9 protein-coding genes are annotated in these 11,080 nt (G+C 72.7%); 2 read left to right on the top strand and 7 right to left on the bottom strand.

Annotated elements, in window-relative coordinates; all coding sequences use genetic code 11:
• Nucleotides 1-23: 23 nt before the first annotated feature.
• Both HET64_RS14665 and HET64_RS14670 read right to left on the bottom strand, forming a co-directional pair.
• Nucleotides 24-3,179, bottom strand: coding sequence for a serine protease (locus HET64_RS14665; RefSeq protein ID WP_215105598.1), 3,156 nt, complete (start codon nucleotides 3,177-3,179; stop codon nucleotides 24-26).
• Nucleotides 3,176-3,592 carry a trypco2 family protein gene (locus HET64_RS14670; RefSeq protein WP_251145314.1) on the bottom strand — a complete coding sequence of 139 codons (417 nt, stop codon included), beginning with the start codon at nucleotides 3,590-3,592 and terminating at the stop codon, nucleotides 3,176-3,178. Before HET64_RS14670 ends, HET64_RS14665 begins: the two co-directional genes overlap by 4 nt.
• A gap of 454 nt (nucleotides 3,593-4,046) precedes the next feature.
• On the opposite strand from HET64_RS14670, the gene HET64_RS14675 reads away from it, so the two are divergent.
• Nucleotides 4,047-4,763, top strand: a complete 717-nt coding sequence (locus tag HET64_RS14675) for a M23 family metallopeptidase (RefSeq protein WP_215105600.1) — start codon at nucleotides 4,047-4,049, stop codon at nucleotides 4,761-4,763.
• A 341-nt stretch (nucleotides 4,764-5,104) separates the two neighbouring features.
• Here the strand turns inward: HET64_RS14675 and cseC are convergent, their stop codons facing one another.
• The 5 genes from cseC to HET64_RS14700 form a co-directional block, all read right to left on the bottom strand.
• A complete protein-coding gene (cseC, locus tag HET64_RS14680) occupies nucleotides 5,105-6,442 on the bottom strand; it encodes a two-component system sensor histidine kinase CseC (protein WP_215105602.1) in 1,338 nt (445 codons plus the stop codon).
• Complete coding sequence (gene cseB / locus HET64_RS14685) at nucleotides 6,439-7,152, bottom strand: two-component system response regulator CseB (protein ID WP_215105604.1); 714 nt, start codon at nucleotides 7,150-7,152, stop codon at nucleotides 6,439-6,441. Before cseB ends, cseC begins: the two co-directional genes overlap by 4 nt.
• A 63-nt stretch (nucleotides 7,153-7,215) precedes the next feature.
• Complete coding sequence (locus HET64_RS14690; RefSeq protein WP_215105606.1) at nucleotides 7,216-7,893, bottom strand: hypothetical protein; 678 nt, start codon at nucleotides 7,891-7,893, stop codon at nucleotides 7,216-7,218.
• A gap of 191 nt (nucleotides 7,894-8,084) precedes the next feature.
• Complete coding sequence (locus tag HET64_RS14695) at nucleotides 8,085-8,756, bottom strand: SigE family RNA polymerase sigma factor (RefSeq protein WP_215105608.1); 672 nt, start codon at nucleotides 8,754-8,756, stop codon at nucleotides 8,085-8,087.
• Nucleotides 8,757-8,991: 235 nt separating this feature from the next.
• Nucleotides 8,992-9,897, bottom strand: a complete 906-nt coding sequence (locus HET64_RS14700; protein ID WP_215105610.1) for an A/G-specific adenine glycosylase — start codon at nucleotides 9,895-9,897, stop codon at nucleotides 8,992-8,994.
• A gap of 292 nt (nucleotides 9,898-10,189) precedes the next feature.
• Between HET64_RS14700 and HET64_RS14705 the strand changes: the two genes are divergently transcribed.
• On the top strand, nucleotides 10,190-10,930 hold the full coding sequence (locus tag HET64_RS14705) for a hypothetical protein (RefSeq protein WP_215105612.1): 741 nt from the start codon (nucleotides 10,190-10,192) through the stop codon (nucleotides 10,928-10,930).
• Nucleotides 10,931-11,080 lie beyond the last annotated feature (150 nt).

Genomic DNA, 11,080 nt, shown 5'->3' on the forward strand with positions numbered 1-11,080 from the left:
GAGGGGCTGCCCCGGAATCGGCTTTACGGCCGGTCCGGGGCAGCCCCTTGTCCGTCGACCGCCACCGACACCTGGAGCTCCGGCCAGCTGCGGTGCAGCGGGGCGAGGTCGCCGGCCGGGTGCCCGGCCTCGGTGTCCAGCCTGAGTGTCCGGAGCCCGGGGAAGAGCTGCCGCAGGAGGGCCAGGCTCTCCGCGTCTCCGTGGGTGTCGAGAATGAGGTGCTGGACGGAGGGCAGCGGGGCCACGGTCGCGCAGTCGGCCGCCGACGGGGGGTCGACGAGCCGTAGCGCCAGGACGCCCCCGTGATCCCGCAGCTCCGCGGCGGCATCGGCGAACGAGCCGAGCCGGGAGACGGCGAGTGAGGTGAGCCCCTCCCAGGACGCGAGGCCGCGCAGCGTGACCGGGCGGTCGTCGTACAGGCCCAGGAAGCGGACGCGCGGAAGGGGCGGCAGTTCGTCGAGCCGGGCCTTCCCGCACTGGCGGAGGCTGAAGCTTTCGAGCTCGGGGAAGTCCGCGAGGGGCGTGAAGTCCTCGATGGCCGGGCATCTCGTGAAGTGAAGAAGAGCCAGGCTCGGCACGACGGAAGCCAGCATCATGCCGAGATCGCTGATCAGCCGGTTGTCGCCGAACCCGAGCCCGATGAGCCGGTGCTCCGCCACGGCCGCCACGAACTCCTCCTCCGACAGGTCGTCCCTCACCAGGAGCTGGTCGATGTCCGTCAGGCGGGGCAGATACCCCATGTGCCTGCGGGAGACCGTCACGAAGTCCCCCGCGAGCGAACAGGACCGCAGCACCTCGGACGCGTACACGTCCAGCGGGAAGTTGTCCCAATGGGCGATGAACTCAAGGCCCAGGTCCGGATGTTCCCGGGCCCATGCGCGGGCGTGCGGGATGGCCTCGCGGCCGCCGATCAGGCCCAGCAGCTGGACCGTGCGCCGGGCGGCCGGAGCGTCGGGGGGCAGGCTTCCGGGCTGTGGCAGGAACTCCAGCGCCGTTCTCCCGAGCCGGGCCAGCAGGGCCGCCGACGCATGGCTCCCCGGCGGCAGGAGCGCCTCCGTGCTCCGCCTGACCCGGTTCCGTGCGCCGGCGTCCAGCCATGCCGCGTGCTGCGCGCACAGTGCGGCCAGGACATGGAGGTCCGCCCGGTAGACCGTTCCTTCTCCGTGCCGCAGACCCGCGTCCAGCAATCCGTCCACCAGCACGGCCAGTTGACGTCGTCCGCAATGCCCGGCGGCCAGCAGGATCACGTCCTGCCAGGGTTCCTCCTCCGCGTGCCGCAGCAGTTCGTTGAGGTGGTCGTCCTCGATGAGCTCCTTCGCGGCCAGGAAGTCCTGGAAGGTGCGGTGGATGAACTGGTAGATGTCGTCGCCGTGTTCCTGGAGCAGGCCGCTGCGGTTGAGGAGGTGGGTGAGGATCTGCTCGGGCGGGCCCTGGGAGCTCACCCGTTCCATCCCCGCCAGCGCACGGCCGAGTTGGCGCAGGGCCTGTTCCCGGGTGAACTCCGACTGGCCCTCGCGGACCAGCCAGACGGCGATCCGCTGGAGAAGCTGGGTGGCGTCCTCGACGTCCAGGCCGATGCCCTCGGGGCCCCCGATCCGGCGGCGGTGGTCGCGGTGGCCCAGCAGCATCTCCAGGGCCGAGCGGTACAGCTTCCAGCGGGTCTCCGGGAGGAAGCCGTCGCGGCGGCGGTGCAGGGCGCAGATCACCGCGCAGAGCAGCGGCGTACGGGCCAGGTCACGGAGCGTGGGGTTCTGCTCGAACTGGCGGGAGAGGTCGCGCTCCAGCTCGTCCAGCCGCTCGGCGTCGTCCTCCTCCGACAGCCGGGCCGCCCGGTGCCAGGAGGCCACGAACGCCTGGATGTCCTGGTCCCGCATCGGCAGCAGGCGCAACTCGTCGAAGCCTTCGGAGCGCAGCCAGTCCTGCTCCACCGCCAGCGGCCGTGCGGTCGCCACGCACCGGGTGTCCGGGTAGCGGGCCAGCAGCTGCGAGAGCCAGGTGTGGGCCTGTTCGCGTTCCTCCGGCGGCACCTCGTCCAGGCCGTCCACCAGGAGCAGCGCCCGGCCGGACTCCAGGACCCGGCCCGCCCAGCCCTCCGGGGCCGTGTCGATCACCAGTCCTGCCGTGCCGGACAGCTCCGCGGGCCCCGGGAACGTACCGCCGCGGGCGCGCAGCGTGCGCAGGGGCACCACGAAGGGGATCAGTCCGTTCAGCGGGGCCAGCGCGTCGACCAGGGTCCGGGCCGACGCGTGCGAGGCGAGCCACCACAGCAGGGTCGTCTTGCCCGCGCCCGCCTCGCCGCGCAGCAGGACCCGGGGACGGCCGGTGAGAAGGGCGTCGATGCGCTGGGGGAGTGAGCGGGTGGGGCCCGTGGCGCGGGCCGGCGGGGTCTGCGCCAGGGCCTCCAGGCTGAGGTAGGCGGTGTCCAGGTCCCACTCGGCGTCGTGCCGGCTCAGCTCGTCCAGGCCGAAGATCTTCGTACGGCGGTAGGCCACGCCGAGCGCCTGGGCGTACTCCGTCTCGTACCGCAGATCTCGCGGGAAGCTGCCGTGCACCCGTTCGTGGCGTGGCTCGGTCCCGGTCCGCGCGTAGACGAGGCGGAAGGGCTTCGCCGCCAGGACGGGGGCGAGCTGAACGCACTCGACCCGGCGGCCGTCGCGCTGGAGCGGGACCTGGCGGGCGATGCCCAGCAGGACGTCCCCCATGAAGACCGGGCCGCCCGAGAGCCCGGCCAGGGCGGCCGGCTCGTCGTCCGGGCGTGCGGCGGGCGGGCTGTCCAGATCGCAGACCAGCAGGTCGCGGACCCGGCCCGCCAGGGGCAGGACCGTCGCCGTGTACTGGTCCGCCTCCAGCCGCCCGTCCCGGCCGTAGCGCTGGACGCGCGGGAAGCCGGTGATCTCGCAGCCGGGTATCGCCTGGCGGGTGTCGACCACGCCGAGGCGTACGGGCGGAACGTCCCGTACGGGCTCGACGGCCTCCAGCAGCGCCACGTCCAGCCGGTAGTCGATCCAGGCGACGGTCGCCCGCACCCGGTCCTGGAGGGCGGGGTGCGCGATGAGGACGGACCCGGACTTGACCACATGGGCGCAGGTCAGGACCAGCCGGTCGGTGAGCAGGACGCCGCTGCCCTGCTGGATCGCGGAGACGGCCACCGTGCGGTCGGCCGGCTGCACCGTGCTCACGGCCTCGCCGCCGCGTCACCGAACCCCGCGGTGGATCCGTCGTCCTCCGTCCCGATCTCCCAGGCCTCGCCCGTCGCGGCGTTGCGCGGGGTCAGGGTGAAGGCCACCTTGTGCGTGCGGCCCGTGGTGCGCGCGGCGTCCGCGCCCGCCTCGACCACCCAGGCCTTCACCTTGCCGCCCGCCCTGGCCTCCCGGCGCAGTTCGAGGGTGAACTCCATCTGGATGTCGCCGACCGCGAAGGCGACCGGGTGGTCCGTGGCCCGGGCCGCCGCGTCGATGAGCTGGTTGCGGATGGACGCGACGGCGTCGGCGAGCTCGATGCCGTCCAGCGCGTGGGCGCCCGGTACGTGGGCGCCCAGCGAGTGGGTGCCCGGTGTGCGGGTGTCCGGTACGTGGGTGTTCTCGGCCGTCATGGGGTCCCCCGGGGTCCGGTGCGCTTTCCCGTCAGCGTAGTGAAGTAGCGGGTCGAAGGTCCTGAAACGGAAGGACCAAGGTCCCACCGGCGGTGACAAGGCGCACAGGCCGAAACAGGGGTACTACCCGGGTTAGGAGAAGGGGCCGTGACCGGTCGCGGGACCTTCGGCCCGGCGTCGGCGGGCCCTTCCGAGGTTCTGGGCGATACGGACCTTTCGCGGTGCCATGTCCGGAAAGAGCCCCATGGAACAGGCGTTAAACGTCCTTCGCGTGCAGGATTTCGTGGCCGCGCGACCTTCCCGTAAGAGGACAAGAGCGATGAATTCCCCCAGCCCTCTCTACGGCTTTTCTTCGTAGATGGGGTGTTTGAGCACCGGCGGGGGTGCGGGTTACCAAGGTGGAGCAAGCCCGGACAGCACGCCGGGTCCACTCACCTTCGGAGGACTTCCTCGTATGAAGCGCGCAACGAACCAGCACACCATCCGCCCGTCCGCCTTCCGCGTCCGTGGCGCCGTCCTGGCCGCCGGCCTGGGAGCGTCCGTGGTGCTGGGTGCCGGAACGGCGTTCGCCTCCGGCGGCACCGAGACCGCCGCCGCTCCCCTGGCCGCGGGCACGACCGCCAACTCCGTCGCCGCGCAGGCGACCGCGCAGGGCAAGGCCGCCGAGGCCGCCAAGAAGGCGACCGCGAAGAAGGCCTCCGACGCCAAGAAGAAGGCCGAGGACAAGAAGAAGGCCGCGAAGAAGAACGCCGCCTCCTGGAAGACCCCGGTCAAGAAGTACACGCTGACCGCCAGCTACGGCACCGGTGGCGCCCGCTGGGCCGCCAAGCACTCCGGCCAGGACTTCGCCGTGCCGATCGGCACCACGGTCACGGCCGCCCACAAGGGCACCGTCGTGAAGGCCGGCCCGAACGGCGCCGGTGACGGTCCCGCGTACGGCAACGCCGTCGTGATCAAGCACTCCAACGGCAAGTACTCGCAGTACGCGCACCTGTCGAAGGTCAACGTGAAGATCGGCCAGACCGTGAAGACGGGCGAGAAGATCGCCCTGTCCGGCAACACCGGAAACTCCAGCGGCCCGCACCTGCACTTCGAGATCCGCACCAGCCCGAACTACGGCTCGGCGCTGAACCCGGCCGCGTTCCTCCGCTCGGTGCACGTCTCCATCTGATCCGGCCGGCGTAACCGCGCTCACCCGCCGGGACCCGGCGGGCGCGCAGCACAACCGAAAAGAGTCAGTGGACCCGTTACACCCCGGTACCCGGGGCGTGCGCCCGGGCCACCCGTCCGACGGCGACGTCGAGGACAGCCTCACGGCTCACTCCTCGGGGTCGCCGTCGGCGTTTTCCCCGCACCGGCCACCATCGGGTGTTCCGCACCGCCCATCACCGGGCGTTTCCCCGCACCGCTCACCGCCGGGTGTTCCGCACCCTCCGCCGGGTGTTCCGCACCCTCCGCCGGGTGTTCCGCACCCTCCGCCGGGTGTTCCGCACCCTCCGCCGGGTGTCCGGCTCAGTCCGACGCCTGCCGCTGGTCCGCCATCCGCAGCACCGGGAAGCTCCCGGTGACCGTCGGCGCGTGCTCCGGCAGCCACAGCACCGCGATCGCCCCGCCCGTGCCCTTCGCCGCGCCCGAGGGCGCCGCGTTGCGGAAGGTCAGCCGGGCCCCCAGCACCCTTGCCTGGCCCGCCGCGATCGTGAGGCCCAGCCCGTGCCCGTGCCCGGCCCGGTCCATGCTTCCGGTACGGAACCGGCTCGGCCCGTCCCGCAGCAGCTCCTCCGGGAATCCCGGACCGTGGTCGCGGACCCGCACCACCCGGCCCTCGACCGTGACCTCCACCGGGGTCGAGCCGTGCTTGGCGGCGTTCCCCAGCAGATTGCCCAGGATGCGCTCCAGCCGGCGCGGATCGGTGGAGACCCACGACTCGTGCACCACCCGCACGGTCACCTCGGGGTTCAGCACGCCTATCCGGCGGCTGACGAACTCGCCGAGCGGCAGCTCCTGGAGCTCCGCCCGCTCCGAGGCGCTGTCCAGGCGCGCCACCTCCAGCACGTCCTCGACCAGCGTCCGCATCGCCTGCGCCCGGTCCCGTACCAGCTCGGTGGGGCGGCCCGGCGGCAGCAGCTCGGCCGCCGTGAGCAGCCCGGTCACCGGGGTACGCAGCTCATGGGCGATGTCCGCGGTGACCCGGCGCTCCGCCTCGATCCGCTCGTTCAGCGCGTCGGTCAGCGCGTCGACCGCCCGCGCCAGCTCGTCGGTCTCGTCGCGGACGACCCCGCCGACGGCCTCCCTGACCCGTACGTCCGTCTGCCCCTGGGCGACCCGGCCCGCCGCGGCCGCCGCCTTGCGCAGCCGGCGCGAGAGCTGGCCGCCGATGAGGACCCCGAGCGCGCAGCCGCCGAAGACCACCGAGACCGAGCCGATGAGCAGGGCCCGGTCCAGGTCGTCCATGATCGTGGCGGAGCGGTCCGCGAACCGGGAGTGCAGCGAGAGCACGTCCCCGCCCGCCAGCGGCACCGCGGCCCAGACCTCGGGGACCCCGTCGGGGCCCTGTGTCACATGGGTGGCCCGGCGGTTCTTGCGGACCTCGTCACGCAGGCTCGGCGGGATCGTCGGGTCGTTGAGCTTCGCCCCGAACTTCGGCCCGCCCTTCTGCATGCTCGTCGCCTCGTAGAACCGCTGGGCGCCCAGCAGCCGCTCCAGCTGCACCTCGCGGGCGTTCTCGATCATCGAGACGCGGGCCGCGTTGTGCACCACGAGGCTCAGTGCCACCGCGACGAGCGCGCCCACCGCCGCGATGGCGATGCTGATCTTCCAGCGGACTCCGGTCCGCAGGGCCAGTCGCTTCATCCGCGCAGCTTGTAGCCGAAGCCGCGGACCGTATCGATCCGGTCCTGGCCGATCTTGGTGCGCAGCCGCTGGACGTGGACGTCCACGACCCGGGTGTCACCGCCCCAGCCGTAGTCCCAGACCCGCTCCAGGAGCTTGTCGCGGGACAGGACGGTGCCCGGCGCGGACGAGAACTCCAGCAGCAGCCGCATCTCGGTGGGCGTCAGCGCCACCTGCTCACCGGCGCGCCGCACCTCCATGCCGTCCGTGTCGACCTCCAGGTCACCGAAGACCAGCACCCCGCCGAACGTCCCGGCGTCCCCCTCCGTACCGCCCTGGCCCAGCCCGTCCGGCCCGGCCGCGTGGCCGAAGCGGCGCAGCACCGCCCGGATGCGGGCCACCAGGACAGCCCCGTCGAAGGGCTTGGTGACGTAGTCGTCGGCCCCGGCCTCCAGGCCCAGCACCACGTCGATCGAGTCGGCCCGCGCGGAGAGCATGATCACCGGAACGGTCGACTCGTCCCGGATACGGCGGCACAGGCTCACCCCGTCAAGACCCGGCACCATCACGTCGAGCAGGGCGATGTCCGGCCGGTCGGCGCGGAACGCCTCCAGACCGGAGAGCCCGTCGGGCATCGCGGTGACCGTGAAGCCGACCCGCTCCAGGGCGAGCTGGGTGGCCTCGCGGATGACGTCGTCGTCCTCGACGAAGAGGACGTGGGTCTCGGCCATGGGGCTGCTTCTCGCTTTCGGTTCCCGCCCGGTTCCACCGGCACGGCTTCGTGCCTTCCGGTCTCAATTCCTGCCCTGCTCCACCGGCGCCTCCGACGGAACCGGTTCCACCGGGTCCACCGGCTCCGACTGCACCGGCAGCTCGCCGTCCGTGCCCTCGACGGCACGGCTGAAGTCGTTGTGCACCCGGTCGTGCTCGGTGAAGCGGTCGCTCGCCCAACGGTAGGTGACCACCTCCGAGCCGGAGGGGTACGCCAGCGGATCCTTCGACCCGTAGACCTGGGTCGTCACCACCAGGTCGCCCCGGTCGATCGTTCCGTAGACGGCGGGGACCTCGGCCGCGAAGACGTTCTTGTACGAGCCGTCGCCGTCCGCCCGGTACACATACGTTCCGACGCCCACCGAGTCGGCGCAGCTCATCACGTTGACCACCACGTCGGCGGCCCGGCCGCCCGTCATCGATCCGTAGGAGGTGTCGATCGGGTAGGCCTTGCCCGCGCAGGGCTTGAGCCCGTCCCTGACCTGCTCGCCCACCTTGGGGTCACCCTTGAGCAGCCGCACGGCGTCGACCCGCCTGACCGGCGGTGTCGTGCCGGAAGGGCTGGCCTGGGGGGTGATCTGGGCGACCGGCTGACTGCCGGCGGGGCCCTCGTCCCGGGTGCCGGTGCCGCCCGTGGAGCAGCCGACGCCGAACAGCCCGAAGGCGACGAGTCCGGCCAAGGCCGTGCCACTCGCCGCCATACCGCTCCGGAGCCCCCGGCTCCGGCCCGATCTCCCCGGATCGTCGCCGTCGTCCGAGCCCCCGGAACCACTGAGGGATGAACCACTCACGGAGGATCTGCTGGTGGAGGAATCACTCGACGCAGGGCCACTTCCGGAAACGCTGCCCGAGGAATCGTCCCCGAAGCCGCCCCCGCCGCCGCTGCTGCCACTCAGGCCGCGCACCGCTCCATCCCCCGCTCGTCGTGACGCCCGTCGCGCTGCGCCTGTGTGTGTGCCCTCGCCCCCGGCACCGTCGTGACGGGCGACCGCTGGGCGGGGACACGGGCGGAGGTGACCGGCGCCGCGCTCCGGTGGCCCCCGGTCTCCCGGGCGACCGCCTCGCGGCTGACCAGATCGCGGCTCTCCAGCTCCTGGCGCAACCGTGCCAGGGCCCGGTGCAGCGTGCTCTTGACCGTACCGGCCGACATGCCGAGCGCCGCGGCCGTCTCCTCCGTGCTCATCTGCTCCCAGTGTCGCAGCACGACGACGCTGCGCTGCTTGGGAGCCAGAATGCCCAGGATGTCCATCAGCAGGGCGCGGTCGGCGCGCTGCTCGCTGCCGTCCTCGACACTCGCGTCGGGCAGCTGCTCGGTCGGCACCTCTTCGAGCTTGCGCGCCCGCCACCACTCCGTACGGGTGTTGATCATGACACGGCGCAGATAGGCGTCGGCCAGCGACTTGTCGGCGATGCCGTCCCAGCGGCCGTAGGTGCGCACCAGGGCGGTCTGCAGCAGGTCCTGGGCATCCACGGGGTCGGGAACCAGACGGCGCGCGCTGCGCAGCAGCGCCTCCTGCCGTGTGCGTACGTAGTCCTCGAACGCGAGCACCTCGCCCTGCGCCATGACAACCGCCTCCGTCCCCGAACATCCCCGTGTCACCGCCGGGCCGCGGGTGTTCCGCGGTCCGGCCGGCCTGCTGTCGGAGACGCTACGGAGGCGTTGTCACGGCGATGTGCGGAGCAGCCGTAGGCCGGTGCACGGCTGCCCATCGGTTGTGTAACAGCGCAGGAGAAGGGGTTCCCCGCGGACCGGGGCCGGTGGCCGCGGACCACGGACTCACGGCCCCGGAGCTAGGGGATCAGGTCAGCGGCAGCCGGTACCGGCCGTCGGCCAGTGGCTCGACCAGTCCGTCGGCCACCAGCCCGTCCAGCGCGCGGGCCCGCTGCACCGGCTCCTCCCACACCGCGTCCAGCGCGGCCTGGGCCACGGGGCTCACCGAGTCCCGCAACACCGCCAGCAGCCGCCCGCGCACCTGGCGGTCGGTGCCGGCGTACGTCTGGCCCTTGCGCGGCGGACCCTGGTGCGCCGGCTTCCCGGCCAGCCGCCAGGCGCACCGCGAGGCGATCGGGCACCGGTCGCAGTCCTCGTTGCGCGCGGTGCACACGAGGGCGCCCAGCTCCATCGTGGCCGCCGCCCAGCGCGCCGCCCGCTCGTCCTCATCGGGCAGCAGCGCCCGCGCGAGCTTGCGCTCGGCGGCCGTGGTCGCGTTCGGCGGGTACTGGACCCCGGAGGCGGCGCGGGCGAACACCCGGCGGACGTTCGTGTCGAGCACCGCGTGCCGCTGTCCGTACGCGAACGAGGCCACGGCCGCCGCCGTGTACTCGCCGATCCCGGGCAGCGCCAGCAGCTGGGCGTGCTCGCTCGGCACATCGCCGCCGTGCCGTTCCGTTATCGCCTGCGCCGCCCCGTGCAGGCGCAGCGCACGGCGCGGGTAGCCGAGCCGGCCCCAGGCGCGGACCGCCTCCCCGGGCGCCTCGGCGGCCAGGTCGGCGGGGCGGGGCCAGCGGGCGAGCCACTGTTCGTACACCGGGAGGACCCGGCTCACCGGGGTCTGCTGCAGCATGAACTCGCTGACCATCACGCCCCAGGCGCCCGCTTCGGGGCGGCGCCAGGGCAGATCGCGGGCATGCTGCTCGAACCACCCGATGACGGGGGTGTGGAGGGAGGCGGCGGGGGGCGTCTGTGTCGAAGTCATGGCAGTCATCGCACGGACGATCCTGGCACGGAAGAGGGAGCGGCGGTCACGGGCACGGGAGTGTCGGCCCACGCGGCGGCCCAGGAGGGGACAACGCCACCCGTTCTGTCCCCTGTGACCGGATCCCCGTGATGATGATCGGCAAAACTTGGCGCCGGAGCGGCGGGTGGGGCCTGAGTCGGTCCGGATCTCTCGTAGAGTTCGGGACGTGGGATCTATGCGCAATCCGGTCGGTCCGCTTCCCTCCAGCATCTACTGGCGACGAAGGGCGGTAGCGGGACTTCTGGTTGCGCTGCTCGCCGTGTTGATCGCCTGGGGCGTGACGTCCGGAGGCGGTGGGGGAAGCCGGAACGACGGCAAGTCCGGCGGCTCCGATCCGGTCGAGTCGATCACTCCCGGGCCGTCGGGCTCGGGCCCCGCGATCAGCCAACAGCCGGGCGGCCGAGACGAGTCGGGTGAGAACGGCGGCTCCGGGGGCTCCGGCGGACCGGGCGGCCCCGACGGTGGCGCGGGCGCGTCCTCCGGTGGCGCGGGCGACGGGGCTTCGTCCGACGGGGCGTCAACGGGCGGTGCGGACACGGCCGGTGCGGGCGGCGGCGGCACGGCGGGCCAACAGGTCCCGGCCGGCTCCCCGCTCGCCGAGTGCAAGCCCGACGCGGTGCGGTTGAGCCTGCGGACGAAGGTCAGTTACGGCCCCGACGACAAGCCGAAGTTCGAACTGATCGCGAAGAACACCTCGTCTGCCGCGTGCAAGGCCGACCTCGGGCCGAAGAGCGCGGTCCTCACGGTCACCGAGGCCGGCGGCGAGGACGACGATCCGATCTGGTCCTCGAAGGACTGCCCCGCCGCGGCCGGTCCGCTGTTCCTGAAGGTTCCGGCGGGCGCGACGGTGATCCACACGGTCGACTGGAACCGCACGCTGTCGGCCCCCGGCTGTGCGACCCCGCCGGCCGGCAAGGCCGGCCCGGGAACGTATCTCCTGGAGGCGAAGACCCCGGGCGAGGCGGTCCAGCGAGCGTCGTTCGTCCTCGCGAAGGACTGACGAGACCGTCCCAACCCGAGCCCCTTCCAGCCCACCCGGCACATCCGGCCTGTCCGGCGTTTGAGGACGGAAGCGTCCATGTGGACGTGCGATGCGTCTGTGGGGTCGGGCGGGCCGGGCGTCCCCAGCCGGTCCGGCGCTCGAGGACGT

The sequence above is a fragment of the Streptomyces sp. McG3 genome (assembly GCF_018619185.1).
Classification (GTDB): domain Bacteria; phylum Actinomycetota; class Actinomycetes; order Streptomycetales; family Streptomycetaceae; genus Streptomyces.

Bases quoted from the DNA above. Each gene is read 5' to 3' on its own strand.
- HET64_RS14670 (WP_251145314.1), bottom strand. From the start codon at position 3,592: ATGACGGCCGAGAACACCCACGTACCGGACACCCGCACACCGGGCACC.
- HET64_RS14675 (WP_215105600.1), top strand. From the start codon at position 4,047: ATGAAGCGCGCAACGAACCAGCACACCATCCGCCCGTCCGCCTTCCGC.
- cseC (WP_215105602.1), bottom strand. From the start codon at position 6,442: ATGAAGCGACTGGCCCTGCGGACCGGAGTCCGCTGGAAGATCAGCATC.
- cseB (WP_215105604.1), bottom strand. From the start codon at position 7,152: ATGGCCGAGACCCACGTCCTCTTCGTCGAGGACGACGACGTCATCCGC.
- HET64_RS14690 (WP_215105606.1), bottom strand. From the start codon at position 7,893: ATGGCGGCGAGTGGCACGGCCTTGGCCGGACTCGTCGCCTTCGGGCTG.
- HET64_RS14695 (WP_215105608.1), bottom strand. From the start codon at position 8,756: ATGGCGCAGGGCGAGGTGCTCGCGTTCGAGGACTACGTACGCACACGG.
- HET64_RS14700 (WP_215105610.1), bottom strand. From the start codon at position 9,897: ATGACTGCCATGACTTCGACACAGACGCCCCCCGCCGCCTCCCTCCAC.